The 18782-nt window shown below is 61.4% G+C and carries 12 protein-coding genes and 2 pseudogenes; 5 read left to right on the top strand and 9 right to left on the bottom strand.

Going from position 1 to position 18782, the window contains the following annotated elements:
* Window positions 1–104, top strand: a pseudogene (locus V5B39_RS22250) (IS110 family transposase); the annotation flags it as partial.
* Between the two features lie 54 nt (window positions 105–158).
* Here V5B39_RS22250 and V5B39_RS18030 read toward each other — a convergent pair.
* The 3 genes and pseudogenes from V5B39_RS18030 to V5B39_RS18020 all read right to left on the bottom strand — a co-directional run.
* Window positions 159–2345 (bottom strand): annotated as a pseudogene (locus tag V5B39_RS18030) (site-specific DNA-methyltransferase); the annotation flags it as partial.
* 82 nt (window positions 2346–2427) lie between these two features.
* Window positions 2428–3561, bottom strand: a complete 1134-nt coding sequence (locus V5B39_RS18025) for a Fic family protein (protein WP_332344251.1) — start codon at window positions 3559–3561, stop codon at window positions 2428–2430.
* Window positions 3558–6608: a BPTD_3080 family restriction endonuclease gene (locus V5B39_RS18020; RefSeq protein ID WP_332344250.1), complete on the bottom strand. Its 3051-nt coding sequence runs from the start codon at window positions 6606–6608 to the stop codon at window positions 3558–3560. Before V5B39_RS18020 ends, V5B39_RS18025 begins: the two co-directional genes overlap by 4 nt.
* A 605-nt stretch (window positions 6609–7213) precedes the next feature.
* Between V5B39_RS18020 and V5B39_RS18015 the strand changes: the two genes are divergently transcribed.
* The 4 genes from V5B39_RS18015 to V5B39_RS18000 all read left to right on the top strand — a co-directional run bounded on the left by V5B39_RS18015 (window position 7214) and on the right by V5B39_RS18000 (window position 12886).
* Window positions 7214–9511 (top strand): penicillin-binding protein 1A, encoded by a 2298-nt coding sequence (locus tag V5B39_RS18015; protein ID WP_332344249.1) that lies wholly within the window; start codon window positions 7214–7216, stop codon window positions 9509–9511.
* Window positions 9512–9791: 280 nt separating this feature from the next.
* Entirely contained in the window at window positions 9792–9992 is a 201-nt protein-coding gene (locus V5B39_RS18010; RefSeq protein ID WP_332344248.1) for a hypothetical protein, read from the top strand.
* 152 nt (window positions 9993–10144) lie between these two features.
* Window positions 10145–11971 (top strand): lipid A export permease/ATP-binding protein MsbA, encoded by a 1827-nt coding sequence (gene msbA, locus V5B39_RS18005; protein WP_332344247.1) that lies wholly within the window; start codon window positions 10145–10147, stop codon window positions 11969–11971.
* A gap of 39 nt (window positions 11972–12010) precedes the next feature.
* Window positions 12011–12886, top strand: a complete 876-nt coding sequence (locus V5B39_RS18000) for an HDOD domain-containing protein (protein WP_332344246.1) — start codon at window positions 12011–12013, stop codon at window positions 12884–12886.
* A gap of 132 nt (window positions 12887–13018) precedes the next feature.
* On the opposite strand, the gene V5B39_RS17995 is transcribed toward V5B39_RS18000, so the two are convergent.
* From V5B39_RS17995 to V5B39_RS17970, 6 genes are all read right to left on the bottom strand, one after another.
* Window positions 13019–14455 carry a lipopolysaccharide kinase InaA family protein gene (locus V5B39_RS17995; RefSeq protein WP_332344245.1) on the bottom strand — a complete coding sequence of 479 codons (1437 nt, stop codon included), beginning with the start codon at window positions 14453–14455 and terminating at the stop codon, window positions 13019–13021.
* A 53-nt stretch (window positions 14456–14508) separates the two neighbouring features.
* Window positions 14509–15276 carry a lipopolysaccharide kinase InaA family protein gene (locus V5B39_RS17990; RefSeq protein ID WP_332344244.1) on the bottom strand — a complete coding sequence of 256 codons (768 nt, stop codon included), beginning with the start codon at window positions 15274–15276 and terminating at the stop codon, window positions 14509–14511.
* Window positions 15273–16097, bottom strand: coding sequence for a lipopolysaccharide core heptose(I) kinase RfaP (gene rfaP / locus V5B39_RS17985; RefSeq protein ID WP_332344243.1), 825 nt, complete (start codon window positions 16095–16097; stop codon window positions 15273–15275). The genes V5B39_RS17990 and rfaP overlap by 4 nt, the downstream gene beginning before the upstream one ends.
* Window positions 16094–17221, bottom strand: a complete 1128-nt coding sequence (locus tag V5B39_RS17980; RefSeq protein ID WP_332344253.1) for a glycosyltransferase family 4 protein — start codon at window positions 17219–17221, stop codon at window positions 16094–16096. Before V5B39_RS17980 ends, rfaP begins: the two co-directional genes overlap by 4 nt.
* A gap of 339 nt (window positions 17222–17560) precedes the next feature.
* Window positions 17561–18484: a lysophospholipid acyltransferase family protein gene (locus tag V5B39_RS17975; RefSeq protein WP_332344242.1), complete on the bottom strand. Its 924-nt coding sequence runs from the start codon at window positions 18482–18484 to the stop codon at window positions 17561–17563.
* Window positions 18485–18560: 76 nt separating this feature from the next.
* Window positions 18561–18782, bottom strand: a 222-nt coding sequence (locus tag V5B39_RS17970; RefSeq protein WP_332344241.1) for a hypothetical protein, incomplete at its 5' end; no start/stop codon positions are given.

Genomic DNA, 18782 nt, shown 5'->3' with positions numbered 1-18782 from the left:
CCTTGGTCGCTTGCATGCACAAGATGCTGACGATTATGAACGCCATCGTCAAATCGGGTATTCCGTGGAATCCAGAACATCAAAATGTCTCTAAAAATGCTTGACCGGGAACACAGTTGCTCTCCCCTCGCGGGAGAGGGCTGGGGAGAGGAGGCAGATTCCAGATAGCGCCCCTCGGCGCAGACCAGTTCGCCCGGCCATGCCGCCAGCGAGGTGAAGGTAATGCGGTCTTCCTTGTGCGCCTGCTGCACGCCCGCCGTCTTCAGGTTCTCCAGAATCATCTGCGGGAACGACTGCTTGGCGGCGTATTCGCTATTGTGGGATTGCGGCTCGCGCAGGGTGTCGATCAGTTCGTCGTCTTCATCGACGCCCAAGATCCGGTGCGGACTCAGGCTCTCGACGGTGAAGGGGCCGGCGACGCGAACCGCTTTCTTGTTTTCGTAGGGCTTGTCGTAGAGGGTCTCGAATTCGGCCTTGGCGGCGATGGAGGCGTCGATTTCCTTTTGCCGGGCGATGCGTGCCTGCCACCAGTCGGCGTGTAGTTTCTTCGCGGCATCGGACCAGTCCTTTCCGGCATCGCGTGGAATTTCCCATTCTTGCCAGGACTTCTTCAGCGCCGCATTCAGTTGCTCACGCAGCGGCTCCAGCGTCTGCTGCCATTTGTCCCAGATCACGTCGATCTCGGCGTTGTTGGCGATGGACTTCAGCGTGATGTGCGGCACGCGCTCATAGACGAAGCCATGGCGGATGTTGCCATGGGTCGGTTGCGAACTCGGGGCCGTGCGAGTGACTTCGGCCTCCTTCATCTGGCCGTCGCGGGAATCGGCGAGCAGGTAGAAGGAATAGCGTGCGCCCATGATGCGTGCGCGAGCCAGTGCCAGCGCGACGCGAGAGGTGTCGATGGTGATCCAGCGACGGCCCCATTGTTCGGCGACATAGGCGGTGGTGCCGGAACCACAGGTGGGATCGAGCACAAGGTCGCCGGGGTCGGTGGCCATGAGGATGCAGCGCTCGACAATCTTTGGCGTCGTCTCAACCACATACCTCTTATCCGCTGCGCCACCGATGTCTGTCCAGACGTTGGAAATTGCGTAAGCAGCGAAGTCATTGATCTTCCTCAGGTACCGGAGAGCATTTTTCTGCGGAAGAAGCCGCTGAGCGCATGCAAGGCGAACCATTCCAGCCTCACTGGTTTTCCACCTCGTTTGCATCGTTGGCGTAAAAACTCGCCCTTCACATTCAACCTTGAACCAAGAAGCCGTACCTTCTCCCTTTTCACGCCCCATTCCAGCGGACTGCAATTGGTCCGCTGTAAACAGCGCTGCGCCACCCGATAATTGACCAGCTTTCTCATCTGGATTCGCTGCGCGCCTGCTGCCATCAGGGAAGACGACTGAGTTGTAGTGCGCTGCCCCATCGCCTCCAGCTGCCTTCTCACGGTAAATCTGCCTGTACTTGCAGGCTTCTTTGTTCTTACAGAACCACGCAACGTAATCTGCAACACCGGAAAGGTAGTCATTCGTAGCTGAAGTCGTCTTAGTAAATGAAATGAGAGCGATGAAGTTGTCCTCACCAAACACCTCATCCATCACCGCCCGCACCCGATGCACGTTCTCATCCCCAATCTGCACAAAGATCGACCCCGAGTCCGTCAGCAGATCGCGCGCCACCGTCAGTCGGTCCCGCAGGTAGGTGAGGTAGGAATGAATCCCGTCGCGCCAGGTATCCCGGAATGCCTTCACCTGTTCCGGCTCGCGGGTGATGTGGTCAGCCTTCCCATCCTTCACGTCCCGGCTGGTGGTTGACCACTGGAAGTTACTGTTGAATTTGATACCGTAAGGCGGATCGAAGTAGATGCACTGCACCTTGCCGCGCAGGCCCTCACGCTCGGCGAGGCTGGCCATGACCTGCAGACTGTCGCCGAGGATCATGCGGTTGGTCCAGTTCTGGTCGTGATGGTAGAACTCGGTCTTGTCGGCGTCCTTGGGGATGCCGTTGAAGTCGGCGAAAAGGTCGGCGGTGACGCCTTTGCCAAACCCGCCCTGCTCGTACTCGCGTTCCTTCGATTCGCGCAGCAGTTCGTCGATCAGCGCCTTGGGGTGAACTTTCTCCTGAATGTAGAGCGGCGGCGCATGGACGACGAGGTCGCTCCAGTCCTGCTCGTCCTTGCCGCGCCAGACCAGTTGCGGGTCGAGGTCGGTATTGCGCGGATAGCGCACCTGCCTGGGTGTTTTCTGGTTCTCATCGAGCACCGACTGGTATTCGGCGGTGGGAATGTTCTTGCGCTTGGCGTCGTCGTGCTTGATGGCGTCGACGGTTTTGTTCGGGGTGGGTTGCTTGGCCATGGTGTCAATGGGCTATCGAGGGCGGTCTTGGGGCGCCAGGGTTAATTTCGCTTCGCACTTAGTTAAGGATAAGTATTTTGCCTTAACTAACGAACAATTCAAGGTAAGGTTTGAACTGGTACAGCCGCCCGCGCATCTGTCCCGTGATCTCGGTCAATATCTCTAGGCGGATCAGATCCTTGAGAAGGGCCTGCGCAGTGGGACCGGAGACGCCCAACTGGCTTTCCAGGTCGGCGGCGGAGACTACGGGGCTGCGGTAGAGCAGATTGAGGGCCGCGCGGGCGTTGGGGACGCGTTTGCCCAGGCTCAGGATGCGATGCTCGACATCGGTGCGCAGGGTGAGGATCTTGCCGAAGGTGTCGCGGCCCTTGACCGAGGTTTCGGCCACCCCCTGCAAAAAGAAACGCACCCAATGAATCAGGTCGCTGAAGAGGCGCACGCGGGTCAGCGCGTCGTAGTAGCTGCCCCGGTTGCGCTCGAAGAAATCCGAAAGGTAGAGCGAGGGTTTGGCCAGCACACCGTGGCCAACCAGGTACAAGGGCACCAGCAGGCGGCCGATACGGCCGTTGCCATCGAGAAACGGGTGGATGGTTTCGAACTGGTAGTGGCTGATGGCGATGCGGATGAGATGTGGCACGGCAATAGCCTGGTTGTGCCAGAAAGCTTCCAGATCGCCCATGTATTCCGCCACCCCCTCGTGGTGGGGCGGGATGAAGGCGGCATCGGCCAGGCTGGAGCCGCCTATCCAGTTCTGGCTGACGCGAAAATCGCCCGGCTGCTTGTGCTGGCCCCGCGCCCCGCGCAACAGAATGGCGTGCGTCTGCCGGAGCAGCCGGTTGGAGAGTGGCAGGGCGCGCAACTCGCCAATGGCGTAGTTGACCGCGTTGATGTGGTTTTGCACCTCGCGCCAGTCGTCGCGTTTTTCCGGCTTGATCTGTTCCTCGGGCAGCACGGCTTCGTCAATGCCGGTCTGGGTGCCTTCGATGCGACTGGAGGTCTGGGCTTCCTTGACGACGTGCATGCCGATGAACAGGTCGATGTCCGGCACGATCAACGAGAAAGCATTGAGTTCGCCCAGCGCGCGGTTGGCGGCTTCGAGCAACACGTTGATCCGGGCGTCTTCCCAGTGCCAGTCATGATTGACCAGGGTTGGCTCAAAGCTCTTGTATTGCAGCCGCTGCTGCCAGCGGCCCGGTTTGAAGCCCTCGAATTTCATGCGACGGCTCCTGCCTGCGCCAGCATCTTGGCAAACTCGTTTTCCACCTTGATTGCAAAGTCCTCCTGCATCTGGAACACGTCGGTGAACTCGGCGAAGGCCCAGCGTCCGTAGGTGCCGAGGTGATTGACGCCAGGCACCCAATAGGTGTCCATGGTCGATTTCTTTTCCTTGGCGTCTTCTCGCCGGTAGCCCTTGATCTCGACGACGAGGCGCAACAGGTCGTCCGGCTCCTTGCCGTCGTCGACCAGCACGATGAAGTCGGGCAGGTACTTGCGCGTTTCCGAGCCGTAGCGGTAGGGCACCTCGAAGCCGAGGCCGTGGTTCTTGACGTAGGCGCGCACCTTGGGCTGCGCTTCGGCGACGTGGCAGAATTCAGCCTCCCAGTCGCTGTCGAGCACCACCCAGTTGATATGGCAGTGCCTGGAACTGGTCTCCCAGCGGTCGAGCTTGGAGGTGTTGAAGCGCACATGCCGCGTCGAGCCGCTGGGGTTGTAGGGGTCGAGCAGGGCCTTGATGGGTCGCTCGCCAAGAAACTGCCGGGTGATGGCGGCGGTGATTTTCTCGCAGGCCAAGTCGGCCAGTTGCAGATACAGGAGTTGCGCGGGATAGGCACCGCCCTTGCATTCCAGATGCTGGTCGAGCCATTCCTTGGTGATGCGCTTGAGTTGACCGAACAGGTGCAGCTTGGTCAACTCGTAAAGTACGGTGGACACACGGATGTCGCCCAGGTGCTTGACGGTCAAAGTGACCCCCTCGCCGATGATACCTTCGTTGCGTGTTTCGCAAGGACCAACCAAATCGGGCGTCAGGGTCAGCGTCGAATCCTCGTTGAAGTTGGCCTGCAAGCGCTCTTCCGGCAACTCGGCGCGATAGCCTTCGACACGCGGGAAGGTGATTTCGAGGGCGTCGCGGTCGGGGCGAATGGCCTTGACCTGCACCGTTTCACGTGGCGGCTGCGGCTTGGCGATGACGGGCTTGGCGGTGAAGTCGAAGGGGATGCCGAAGACGTCGGCGTATTCGACGTTGAACTGGCCTTCCTCGTTGAGTTCGTAGGATTGGCGGCGCAACGCGCGACCGATCACCTGTTCGCACAGCAGTTGCGTGCCGAAGGCGCGAATGCCGAGCACGTGGGTCACCGTGTTGGCGTCCCAGCCTTCGGTGAGCATCGACACCGACACCACGCAGCGGATCGAGCCGCCGAGCTGCCCGGCCTTGCCGACGGTGTTCATGACTTCGCGCAGCAGTTCCTGATCGGTGAGGTGGTCGCCGGCGCGGGCATCGCCGGTACGCTCGACGATCTCGCGGCGGAAGCGCTCGATCTCGTCGGCGGCCATGTCGTGGAACTTGTCGTCCAGCGCGTCACCGGCTTCAAGCTGTTCGCTGTCGATCAGCAGGGTGTTGGGGCGCGGCAGCGGGTTGCCTGTGGTTTCGTCGAAGTTGCGGAACAACGGCAGGCGGCCGTTTTCCAGTGTCGAGGTGCCATCGTCGTTCTTGCGCTGGAAACCGGAAATGAAGTCGTAAACGAGCTTCGAGATGGCGGTGTTCTGGCAGACCACGATGAAGCACGGCGGCACCCTGATACCGGCGTCCTGCCACAGCTTGAAGGTCTTTTCGTAGTGACCGTAGAGTGCTTGAAGGGCGGTCTGCAGCCGGGTCGGCAGTTTGAGCGGGTCGAGTTCCTGATTCGAGCCGCGCCCTTTCTTGGGCATGTCCTTGCGGATGTTCTCCCACAGGTTGCGGAATACCGGCAATTCGTCGCCGGGGATGTTTTCCGCCACCGGCACGCGCGGCAACTTGACGATGCCGCACTCGATGGCATCCATCAGCGAAAAGTCGCTCATCGTCCAGGGGAACAGCGTGCCTTCGGCGTAGCCCGAGCCGCGCAGGAAAAACGGCGTAGCCGAGAGGTCGATCACTCGGGACAGGCCAAGCTTGCGGTTGACGGCCTCGAGGCCGGAAATCCAGAGGCGTGCGGCTTCGTTGTCCTTTTTCGCCTGCGCCTTGGCGTCCCTCAAATCCTGCCCCGTCAGCGGATTTCCGCTGCCGTCAACAAACTCCAAGTCATCGGCAGGTTTTTCGCGGTAGCAGTGGTGCGCTTCGTCGTTGATGGCCAGGATGTTTTTGATGCCCATCAGGTCGGGCATGACACGTTGAAGCATCTGGCCTTCGGTTTCGGTGGTGGCAATCTCGTCGCCGGTGCGGCCCTTGAGCAGTTGCCGGCCGCCCTTGGAAATGTCGATGCGTTCGCGCAGTTTGAAGGCGTGGTAGTTGGTGATGACGATCTTGGCGCGGCCCATGTCGTCGAGCAGGTCGCTCGGCACCAGTTCGCGTTCCTTGTAGTAGCTGTCGGGGTCGTTCGGCTGAAGAACGCGCAGCCGGTCCTTGATGGTGAGGCCCGGCGCGCAGATCAGGAATCCGCGTGTGAATTGCTTGGCTGAAGGGCGACGCACCGCGTTGATGGTCTGCCAGGCGATCAACATGGCCATGACCGTCGTCTTGCCCGCCCCCGTGGCCAGTTTGAGCGCCAAGCGCATCAACTCGGGGCTGGCGTCCTTGTTGGCCGCCGTCAGATGGTCGAGAAGGCGCTTATGTTGCCTGGCGTGCCTGGTGCCGGGGGCAACCTCGGTCAACCAGATCGCGGTTTCGACAGCCTCGACCTGACAGAAGAAAGGCCGGACGCCGCTGAATCCGTGATGACGCCAATGCTGGAGCAGTCGCGCCGTTTCGGGGGTGACTTGCCATTGGCTCGGATTCGGGAGCGCACGCCACGTGTCGACGTGATTCCGCACCTCGTTGATGATCGAGGTCGGGTCGTACTGCTGCGCCTTGGTGGATAAGCCCTCACCCTCGTCGAAGAGGAAGCTTTCCTGTTTGGGCGTCGTTTTCTGCTTCTTTGGTTTGGGTATCGGGGTGATGAACTCGGCGCGGCGACGCGATTCCAGAATCTGCTGTGTCGGCTGGCCAGAAGCGTCCAACTCCCAGTGCCGCGAAGGCCGCGCATACGGTGAGTTCAGAATCGGGTGATTGAAGAAAGGGTTCGACATGGCGAGGGCCTACAGGTGAGCGCGTATGTTGTTGTTTTTTGCGACAGCTGGGCATTGTCCGCCAAATGCCCGGCGACAGCCATCCATCCATTATCCCTCTTCGATGTTTCTCCCCAACAGAGTTGGCTTCGATTCTTTGCTCGGAGAGCACGATTTTTCTGCGCGCTATTCCGCAAGCACGGGTTGTTGCGGATCGGCGGCAACCATGTCATTTGCCCGCCGGTTTCTGGGGTGTCACGCCGATGTGCCACTTGCTGAACCCGCCATGGACGACCTGCGCAATCTTGCCCCTCTCGTCGGGCGCCTGATGCAACGGCAGTCAGAGGCAAAAGTGGAAGCTGAGCGGCTCCTTGGGGTGTTTAATGTGAAAGTCGCGTCAGCGACTCACGAATCTCCCCTCCCCCCCTCGCGGGGGAGGGGTCGGGGGAGAGGGAAGCGGTCATGACTTTCATGATCGGGGGTGCCTGGAAAAGTCATGACCGTTAGCCGGGAAATAACGGAATGAAGACTGCTCGCGATATGGCGATCCACCGTGACGACGCTGCGCCTGCCATGAGGGAAGAGCATATAATGTCGGGCACCTGCTTTTTCTCCCGGACGTCCTGTTGTCTACTGCCCTCCGCTGGTTGATCTATCCGATCGTGGTCGTTCTCGGAATTGCGGCGATCGCCATTGCGATGGTGGTCATCATCCTCAGTCTGACCTACCCGAACCTGCCCTCACTGGAGATTCTGACCGACTATCGGCCGAAGATCCCGCTACGGGTATACACCGCGGATGACTATCTGCTCGGCGAGTTCGGTGAGGAGCGCCGCGCCATCGTCCGCATCCAGGACGTTCCGGCGATCATGAAACAAGCCATCCTGGCGGCAGAGGACGAGCGCTTTTATCAGCATGGCGGCGTCGATACGCTGGGCGTCCTGCGTGCGCTGCACGCCAACCTGCTGAGTGGCGGCAAGCGCCAGGGCGCATCGACGATCACCCAGCAAGTGGCCAAGAACTTCTTCCTTTCATCGGAAAAAACTTACACCCGCAAACTCTACGAAGCACTGCTGGCGTTCAAGATCGAAAGCAATCTCGGCAAGGACCAGATCTTCGAACTGTACATCAACCAGATCTTTCTCGGACAGCGCGCCTACGGTTTCGCCGCTGCCGCGCATATCTATTTTGGCAAACCGCTCGCCGACCTGACCGTCGCCGAAGTCGCCATGCTTGCCGGACTACCGAAAGCACCCTCCGCTTACAACCCGGTGGTCAATCCAAAGCGTGCCCGCATCCGCCAGCAATATGTCCTGCACCGGATGAACGAGCTCGGCTTCATCACCGACGAGCAGTACCAGGCTGCGCTCAATCAGGCCCTAGTCATTCGACGCGACGTCAGTGAAACGCCGATGCACGCCGAGTTTGTCACCGAAATGGCCCGTCAGATTGCCGCCGAGCGTTTCCCCGATGACGTCTATACGCGCGGCCTGCGTGTGTACACAACGATCCTCAAGGATGATCAGGAAGCGGCTTATCTCAGCGTTCGCCGCGGGGTGATGGACTACGACCGCAGGCATGGCTACCGCGGTGCCGAGGCTTACGTCGACATCGACGGGATCAAGTCGGAGCAAGACGAAGCCCTGGATGAATTGCTGCTGGATTTCCACGATCCGGACGACCTGCACCCGGCCATCGTGCTGCAGGCCGACACCCGAAAGATTCGTGCCTATCGCCGTGGCGGCGAAGTGGTCACCATCAGCGGCGACGGCCTGAAGTTTGCGGCCCGGATGATTGACGAGAAAGCACCGCCCAACAAACGCTTGCGTCGTGGTGCGATCATTCGTGTTCAAACTGATGAGAAGAACAACTGGCGTATCGTGCAGATGCCGGAAGTGGAAGCCGCTTTCCTGGCCGCCGATCCTCACGATGGTGCGATCCGCGCGCTGGTGGGCGGTTTCGACTTCAACCGCAACAAGTTCAATCATGCCACGCAGGCATGGCGACAACCCGGATCGAGCTTCAAGCCCTTCATTTATTCGGCAGCACTGGAAAAGGGTTTCACCCCCGCGTCCGTAATCAATGACGAACCCATCAGTTTCCCCTCTGCCGTGACCGGCAGCCAGGCCTGGGAACCCAAAAACTACGACGGCAGGTACGAAGGCCCGATACGCATGCGCACCGCGCTGGCCAAGTCGAAGAACATGGTCTCGATCCGGCTTCTGCAGGCGAGCGGCGTACACTTTGTCCAGGACTACGTGACCCGATTCGGCTTCGCGGCCAACAAACATCCGCCCTACCTGACCATGGCCCTGGGTGCAGGCTCGGTGACACCCTGGGAAATGGTCACCGCCTACGCCGTTTTTGCCAACGGCGGCTATCGCATTCGACCCTATGTCGTGCGCGAGATCCAGAATGACAAGGGGCAGGTGCTGGCGCGCGCCGAACCGATCACCGCCGGCGAGGAAAGCCTGCGCGCGATCGACCCGCGCAACGCTTACCTGATGGACAGCATGCTGCGTGACGTCACCATTTATGGAACGGCCGCGCGTGCTTCGGCGACGCTGAAGCGTCGGGATCTCGCAGGCAAGACGGGCACCACCAATGAACACGTCGATGCCTGGTTCTGCGGCTACCAGCAAACGGTCGTCGGCTGTTCGTGGATTGGCTTCGATCAGCCGCGCAGCATGGGTGCGGGTGAGACCGGTGGAACGGCCGCTCTGCCGGCCTGGATCAGCTATATGGCCAGGGCGCTCAAGGATGCTCCGGAGGCTTTCCTCCCGGCGCCCGAAGGACTCGTCTCGGTGGCTTCACCGGGAGGAGGCAGCAAGGGCCCGGCCGAGGAACTGTTCTATCAGGAGAACGCGCCAGACGAACTGGAACCTGCACCCCCCGTCGACCCAAGCAGCAAGCCGGAGGACTGACCGGCTCCCGTCAGTGGAAGAGAGGAGCCCTTTCGATCATGCCGATGAAAATCGCGTGTGCGACTCACGAATCTCCCCCTCTCCGCTCGCGGGGGAACAACTGTGCACTACTTCCTTCCTCCCGCAGCGCCAGATCGGCGACACTTCTCTCAAGAGGTCGAGCCTTCATTGGCTGACCTTTCAGCCTTGGCGGGAGCAGCGGGCGCCCAGTCAACTGATCAGCCGCTGCGAATCAGGCCCGCCTGTCCGGAGCGAGAGTCGGGCGAACATGGAGGTCGCAATGAAAGTGATGATGGTGGTCGAAGACGATGGTTGCGCACTGCTGATCCGGCCGGAGGATGATGAGGGCCGGGCACTGCTGGCCGCTTTTGGAGTGGTTGGCGAATTCAAGACCCGGATCGGCAGTTCGACGGAGTTACCTGGCGTGTCCGCAGCACAGGTCGCCGCAATCTATGAGGGGGCGCCCGCCACTCTCGATTGAAGAGAACCCCGGAAGGCCCGACCCTTCCGGATGGGGGGACGATGATGCCGTCAGCACTGCAGTCGCCCGCCACCCCCATTGCCAGCAGCCTGCCAGGCTGATCCGGGCAACGTGTTACACTCCGGCGTCAGAATTTCCGGCACGGCCCAAGAATGCCCTCCGCGAATACCCCGCCTGTTTCCTCATTGCGTATCTATTTCCGGCTGCTAGGCTATCTGCGCCCTTTGCTCGGCCTGTTTCTGATCAGCCTGCTGGGTTACCTGATGTTCGCCTCATCGTCACCGATGATGGCTGCCATTCTGAAGTATTTCGTCGATGGACTGAATGCACCCAGCGGCGCGACGCAACTGACCGTCCCGCTGCTCGGCGAGATCGACCTGATCTACGGCATGCCCCTGCTGCTGGTGATTGTCGTCACCTGGCAGGGAATCGGCTCTTTTCTCGGCTCCTACTACCTGGCAAGAGTTTCTCTGGGACTGATCGACGATCTGCGGCGAGCCCTTTTCGACGGCCTGTTGCACCTGCCGAACGCCTATTTCGACCAGCACAACTCCGGGCATCTGATCTCGCGCATCACCTACGACGTGACGATGGTTACCGGCGCGGCCACCGAGGCCGTCAAGGTGGTCATACGCGAAGGAATGACGGTCATCTTCCTGTTTGCTTATCTGTTATGGATGAACTGGAAACTGACCCTGGTACTGGTCGCCATCCTGCCGGTCATCGCCCTGATGGTCAGCCGCGCCAGCCGCAAATTTCGCAAGCAGAGCAGGAAAATACAGGCCGCCATGGGCGACCTGACGCATATCGCGTCGGAAACCATCCAGGGCTACCGGGTGGTGCGCAGTTTCGGCGGCGAGGACTATGAATCGGCACGCTTCCGGGCGGCAAGCGCGGACAACACCACCAAGCAGTTGCGCATGGTCAAGACGGTTGCCGGCTACACGCCGGCGCTGCAGTTTGTCACCTTCAGCACGATGGCCGTGCTGCTGATACTGGTCCTGTTGCTGCGCGGCGATTCTTCAGCCGGCGACCTGGTCGCTTACATCACCGCAGCCGGCATGTTGCCGAAGCCGATTCGTCAGTTATCCGAAGTCAGCGCGACGATTCAGAAGGGTCTTGCGGGTGCCGAGAGCATTTTCGCCCAACTTGATGAAGCCCCGGAACCGGATCATGGCCTCGTCGAAAGGGATCGCGTCAGTGGTCATCTGCAGATCAAGGACCTTTCTTTCGTCTATGCCGGGACGACGCAGTGCGTGCTTGACGGAGTCAGCCTTTCAGTCACGCCAGGGCAGATGGTGGCGCTGGTCGGACGCTCGGGAAGTGGCAAGACGACCCTGGCCAACCTGATTCCCCGCTTCTATCGCCACGACTCCGGTCAAATCCTGATCGACGGTGTCGACGTCGAGGACTACACCTTGCGCAACCTGCGCCGGCACATTGCGCTGGTGACCCAACAGGTGGTGCTGTTCAACGACACCATCGCCAGCAACATCGCCTACGGCGGCCTTTCGACCGCGCCGCGGGCGGCGATCGTAAAGGCCGCCGAGGCAGCCTTCGCGAGCGAGTTCATTGACCGCCTGCCGGACGGCTACGACACGCTGATCGGTGAAAACGGCGTGATGCTGTCGGGTGGGCAGCGCCAGCGCCTGGCGATTGCCCGGGCACTGCTCAAGGATGCACCGATCCTGATTCTCGACGAAGCCACCTCGGCGCTCGATACCGAATCGGAACGTCACATCCAGGACGCCCTCGATCGGGTGATGGCCGGGCGGACGACACTGGTCATCGCGCACCGCCTGTCGACCGTCGAAAAGGCCGACCAAATCCTGGTCATGGAACAAGGGCGCATCGTCGAACGTGGCACCCACCCGGAGTTGCTGGCCGCCAACGGCCACTATGCACGCCTGCACGCCATGCAGTTTCAGGACGATGCGGCATTAGCCAACGAAAAAACTCCAGAGAGCCCAGAGGAATAAACCGTCAGCCATGGAGCCCTTCTTGCGAAAGTTAACTTGATGAAAACGAGCCGAGCACCCAACACCGACACGGTGGGAGAAGCACTCAACACCGAAGGCTTCCAGATGATTCAGGATCTCACCCGCGAATTGGCGGGTGACTTTGCCTTTCCCACGTGCTTCGAAGCAGCCTTCCGCCTGCGCCAGGCATTGCAGAACCCGGATCTGCCGATTTCTCGAATCAGCAACATCGTCAGCGGCGAGCCCCTGGTTGCCGCCAAGCTGATGCAGTTGGCCAATTCAGCCCTCTACAAAGCCCACCACGCGCCGGTCATGGATCTCAAAGCCGCCATCGGTCGCCTGGGCATCGACATGGTACGTACCACAGCCCTGGCCATCGCCATGCGCCAGTTCATCCGTTCCAAGGAAATCCTGGTCTTCAACGACCTCGCTCTCGCGCTCTGGGAGCATTCGCTTAAAACCGCTGCGGGGGCTCGCATTCTGGCCCGCAACCAAACGCTGATCAACCAGGATGAAGCTCTGCTGGCTGGCCTGGTCCACAACCTCGGAGCCTTCTTTTTGCTTGGCCGCGCAGCCCGGTACGCGAAATTGCGCGCCAACCCGATGTCCGTGCAGCAACTCATCGCACAGTGGCATGAAAACATTGGGGTCACGCTGCTCAGCGCCCTTGGCATCCCTGGGGAAATCGTCGACGCCACCGTGGATCACAGTCAGCCGTGGTTGGTCCCGGAAACGGTCCTGACCTTGGCAGACATTGTCTATATCGGCAATATCCTCGCCGATGCCCATGTTGAATGGCTTCATCAGGATTTCGACCCTGAGGGAGGCGGCTTCGAAGTCGTCCGCAAGATCTTTGGTGGAATCCTGTCGGAAATCGAATCCGATGCCCAGGCAATGCAGGTCATCTATCGATAAGACCGGTTGCGATGCTGAAGATCCGAGCAGCACCGACCCAAAGGGTTGATTTCCGGCCAGCAAGGAGGAATCCGGTTCAACCTCTCTGTCCAGGGCCTGAAATCCTGCCGACGCCGGATGGCGGCCATTGAATCAAGCCGCCGGCAGGTGATCGTCAAGCCAGCGCCGGAGAATCGAAGCAGCCGGCCAATTGCGCAACAGGCGGGCACGATCACGCCGCCAGGCATGCCTATGCGCCACCGGCAAGTGATGCTGAACGACCGCGTCAAGATCGATGAGCAGAATGCGTCCGGCATCCCACAGCAGGTTCGTCGCCTTGAGATCACCGTGGCTGATGCGCTGCCGGTGCATCGCCTCGAACAAATTCAGCATGGCCCGCGCCTCGTCCGCAGGAGGTGCCTGGTCGGGAGAGAGGTGTGCCAGCAGATTCGGCCCCGGGCAATATTCGCAGACCAGCCAGGCGCGCCGGCGTAGTGGCCCACAACGTTCCTCGATCAGCGCCAGTGGTGCCGGCGTCGGAATCCCGAGAAACTGCAGCCGATGCCCTTCCTGCCAGGAATGCCAGGCCCGGCTTGGGCGCCACAGGCGGCCGAGCGCGTGCCTCAGCCCCTTGAGGTTGTAGCGTTTGATCAGCAGCACCCGGTCGCCGACGAGCACGCGGGTGACCGTGCAAGTGCCACCGTCCTTCAAGGTCTGGCCAGCGCTGATCGCGCAGTCCGGAGCAGCCAGCAGCGGCGCCAGCGCTTCGGCATCCTGACGCAGCACAGCGCAGAAGCGAGTGAAGCCCTGCTCGACAGCGAATAAGGTGCAATCGCGAACGGTCTTGGCCAGAAAGTCACGCAAACGCCAAGCCCTGACGCGCGCGATCTGGCCGCGCAAGACCGGCAGATCGAGCGACACCGCCCCCGCTCCAGCCCGATAAGCCGGCAACAGCACCGCCAACCGATCTTCCCATTCGACCGGCAACTGTGCCAGCAACACGGCCAGATTGGCACAGGCGTCCACCATCGGCAGCGCTTGTGGCCGACTGACGATGCGCACCGCATCGCCGTCGATGACCAGCAAGCGACCGTCGTGGCGCAGAAAATTCGCCAGATGCAGGTCGTCCTGCACCAACCCGGCGGCGTGCAGACGCCCGACCATGGTCAACGCCGGTGCCAGGATCGACAGCGCTTCGTCGTCAGCAGCGGCGCGCCCGGCAACGCGTGCCCAGCCTTCGGCCAGGCTCTCGGCCGAATCAAGAAAGTCCGTCAACAGGGCATGACCGCCACCGGCGATCGGCATGGCAGCGACCAGTGCCGGCGTCGGCACGCCGGCGAGAACGAGAGCTTCGAGGCCTGCGCGTTCCTGTCGCCAGTGCTTTTCGCTGCGACGCCCGATGAACAGCTTGGCAAGTACCCGCTGGCCGGCCAGTTCGGCCTCGCCGACCAGGCGCTTGCCGGGCAGCACGCGCAACAGGCGGCGCATGTCGAGCTGACGCCCATCGGCGAGCGCCACCCGAAAAGGCAGCGTCGGATGGCGGCCAGCGGTCTGCAGGGTGCTGGCCAGGGTCAGTGCATCCAGAGTCATCGTTGCTCAAACAGGCCAGGCGTCATGGGCAGGGTCGGCGGGGCAGGCGCCGCCTACTCGCGACCCGCAAAAAAGCGCACGATCTTGCCGATACGCTGGCGATCTTCGTCAGTCAACCGGCGCTGCTGCCGGTAGTCCAGATAGAAACGCAGGCGCTGGCTGCGCGACAGGCGCCGCCTGGCTAGTTTATCGAGGCAGGCAAGATCCTTGATGATCCGATATTCGAGGATTGCACCACGGTAGTAACCGCCGCTTGGGCAATCGATCAGATAGACCTTTGGCGAAAGTCCGCCAGTGACCAGGAGATTGCGCCATTTCAGATCGTTGTGCGCGAAGCGCGCAGCATGTAGCGTGCGCGCGATCCTGGCGATCTGTCGCGACACCTGTGCGACCCAGTGGCAATCGGACAGACGCGGGTCGTCCAGAGCGTTCATCCGCGCCAGATCAAGGGTGTCGAGAATTTCCTCGGTCACCAGCGCACCCCGAATGAACGCCCCGGCGCGGCGCTCGAGACCATAGGCGACCAGCGTCGCGGTTGGAATTCCCCAGGCCTGAAAAGCCAGCAGATTCTGCCACTCGGCACGTACCCGCGGCGGACCGAACCAGCGCCGCAAGCCGAACCAGCGCCGCCGGTGGTTCTTGCCGGTGCCGCTGTAGCGCTTGACGTAGTAGCGCCGGCCTCCGGCGCTAACGCGCAGTACGCAGCTCAAAGAGTCATGGGCAATCAAGTCGCCTTCAAGCGCAAAAACGCGATCGATGTCACCGAAAACGGTGGCGACGGCGCTGGCAGCGTACTCGGGATTCAGAGACCAGTGGATCATGTCATTTCCCCGGCAGCCGACTTGCGTGCAAAACGCGTCTGCAAACGTTGCTGTTCGCTCGCCAGCGAGGCGAGCAACGGGGCCTCCTCGCGCAGCAACAGGCGTAGCGGCCGAACAAAATACGCGACCAGAAAGCGCAACAGGTCACGTTGCGTGAGGCCGATGTCGAGTACCGAAAAATAGAGCGCGGCAAGGTCCTTGTCGCGCCAGCGGCGTGGTGTTCTGGCCCGGAGCTGGGCGCGGTGCAGATCGATCAGCGACAGCCTGAAGCTCTCCGGCGTCGGCTTCGGGTCGAGGTGCAAAAGGAAGTGGCAAAGATAGAGGTCGCGATGGTTAACACCCCCCTGGTGCATCCGCCTCACGGCATCGGCCACACGCCGGATCAGCGCACGTTTCAGGCGAACCGCAGGGGGATTGTTCGCCCAGCCGAGACAGTAGTCCTCGAGACTGATTGTCGGCGCCAGTTCCTCGGTCACGATGAACGAATGTTGCCGCGCCGGATTGCTGCCACGCCGACCGAAGGCGACGGCATGCATGCTGTCGATGCCGAGTTCCTGCAACCGCCGGATCGCCCGCCACTCGTTCCGTGCGCCGAGTACCGGCCAACGCAGCGAAAGGAGATTCTTGAAAATCTCCCCCCAACCGATGCCGCGGTGGATCTTGACGAAATAGCCACGGCCTGCAACCTCGCTGCGCAAGGTGCGGCGCCCCTCCAGTTCGCGAAACACCTGGCCTTCGAGCGCCTCAACGGCGACGAAAGGGTCCTCGCCTGCCCACAGCGAGCGAAAGGGTTCTTCAAGAAACCACTCGTCAGTGCTCATCGCCGGTTTTTCAGGATGATCTCGGCCGCCCGTTCGGCATTGCTGTAGATGTCGGCCTGCTCGGCAAAAGCCAGGCCGTTTTGCTGCCAACGCCGGCGCGCCGGCGGGTCATCGAGCATCCGCGCCAGGGATCGATCGAGGCATACTTGCTCGAAAGGCTCGGGAACGACCAGACCGGCGTCAGCTTCGGCAATGTAATGCGCGTAACCGCAAACGGCAGTGGTCAACACCGGCAGGCCGGCAACCACCGCTTCGAGCAGCACCGTGCCGGTGTTCTCGTGATAGGCGGGATGAATCAGCAAGTCGGCGCCGAGCAGAAAACGCGGAATGTCGCTGCGCCCGCGCAGGATGCTGACACGCTCGGCCAGTCCGAGGGCACGCGCCTGACCCAGGAAGAGTCGGGCATCGTCATCACCGATGGCAATCAGCCGGCAACGGCCGCGAAGCACGGGCGGCAAGGCGGCGAGTGCCTTCAGGCTGCGGTCGAGCCCCTTGGTCTTGAAGCCGGAACCGATCTGCAGCAACAACAGATCTTCCTCCTGCAGAGCGAATTCGTCGCGGAATTCGGCCCGGATTGCCGGGGCATCGGCTGGCGCCCGCCGATCCCGGGCGATGCCTGGCGGCAGCAGATGGAAGCGTGCATCGGGGGTGCCGTAGTGCTTCTGGAAGAGTGGTTTCTGCCGCGGTGAAATCAGCAGAATCTCGGTTTGGCCAGGCGCTGCAAAAACCGCACGCTCGTAAGCCGAGAAATGGCGGTAACGCGCCGTCATCCGGTAGAATGGATTGCGCAGCATGCGCGTCCTGGCCTGGTCTTCATAACAGGGGTCGGCAGCAAAATAGAGGTCGAGGCCCGGCATCTTGTTGAAGCCAACGACCCGGTCGGCCGGATTTTTTGCCAGATCGACCCCGACCCAGGAACTGAACTTCGCATAGCGGCGAGGATTGGTCAAGGCTCGCACCGGCACCCGCAGCACCTCGAAACCGTCCGGGATATCGCCGCGCCATTCCAGCGTGTACACCCGAATGACATGGCCGCGCGCCTGGCAGGCAAGCGCAATGCGCAGGAAATCCCGTTGCAGGCCACCATACGGAAAGTATTTATACAGGCAGAAGGCAATCTGCATCAATTCCTGCCGGGTGTGAATGAAAGTGTCGGGAGGAGCCAATAGGCTCCCCTCTCCCCTCGCGGGGGAAGGGTTGGGGGAGAGGGGCATCGGTGCCCCCGCAGAGGCCAGCCGATCCGACTGACGACCTGGCCCTGTGCTTTCGCAAGGATTCGACGAATTCGTGTGCAACGATGGTCCCCTCTCCCCCAACCCCTCCCTCGGCCCGCGCTGCAGCGCGGGCCGGCTGCGGCGGCGCAGAGCCGTGCTCCGCGAAACCCCGCCTTCGCCCGCACAAGGGGGAGGGGCGATCACCGATGTCAAGCCTCTCCATCAAACAAAGCCTTTTGAGCAACACTTTCATTCGCCCCCATTCCTACCCGTGCCGTTGCTGCCCGCCACGTGTTGCGGCGCATCTTGGCCCACACCGGTCGGCGCCACCCCCGACGGCATGCTGCCACGACGCTGCTTGTAACGGTTGTAACCCCAGAGATACTGCCCTGGGCACTGGCGAATCAGATGTTCGATCTCGTGGTTGATCTGTTGCGCACGCTCCTCGATGGTCCCGCGGATCGGCTGCGTTGGTTCCTGCAGGCGAAAATGGTAACCGGCTCCCGCGGGCAGACGTTCGGCCCAGACCATGATCACGCTGGCACCGCTCTCGACCAGCCGTGCTGCCAGGGTCATCGTATAGGCCGGCCTGCCGAAGAAGTCGAGCCAACGACCTTCGCCCGCTTTGGGTGCCTGGTCGGGCAGCATGCCGACCGCTTCGCCGCGTTTGAGTGCCCTGATCAGACTGCGTACCCCGGACAGGTCGGCAGCCGCCAGGTGCAACTGGGAACGCGCCCGTCCGGCTTCGATCATGGCCTGCAGCCAGGCCTGCCGGGGTGGCCGGTAAAGAACCGTGATCGGCGCATGCGTCGACAGGTATTGCGCGGTGATCTCGAAACAGCCGAGATGAGGCGTCAGATAGAGGATCCCCTTGCCACGTCGGGAAGCAGCTTCCACCAGTTCCCAGCCCGATATCTCGATGACACGCGCCGCTGTCTCGGCGAGCGGTCGCAGCCAGATTCGTGCCAGTTCGAGCGCGCCCTTGCCGGCTTCGCCGATGGCCGCCGAGCGCATCCGGCGGGTTTCGTCTGCACCGAGTGCGAGCAGCATATTCTCGTGCATGTGCCGGCGATAAGTCGGCGACAGCAGCCAGGTCAGCCAGCCGAGGAACATGCCGAGCACATGCAGCCACGCCAGCGGCAGGTGGCTGAGAAGACGAAACAGGGTAATCACGCGCGAGTCCGGATGTGAAAAAGTTGGCAGCAGGCGGTCAGAACTTTTTGACCCGCCGAGAGAAGTAAAACTATAATTATCCATCCGCCGAGTTAATCAGGACAACTTGCAGGGCGGAGGAAGCTGCAAAAGCAGCCACCAAAATACTGCTAAAGCGTCGTCTGCTCATACCCCGGAGCCGGCCACGCAGAGCCGTCCCGGGGTTTTTCATTTGGAGCAGACCTAGCGTGAGCAAAGAGTTGAGCAAAGAATACCTTTTCACTTCGGAATCGGTTTCCGAAGGCCATCCGGACAAAGT

The organism is Accumulibacter sp. (genome assembly GCF_036625275.1).
GTDB lineage: Bacteria > Pseudomonadota > Gammaproteobacteria > Burkholderiales > Rhodocyclaceae > Accumulibacter.
The sequence above is the reverse complement of the archived record's forward strand: the minus strand, read 5'-3'. Positions and strand labels throughout refer to the sequence as shown.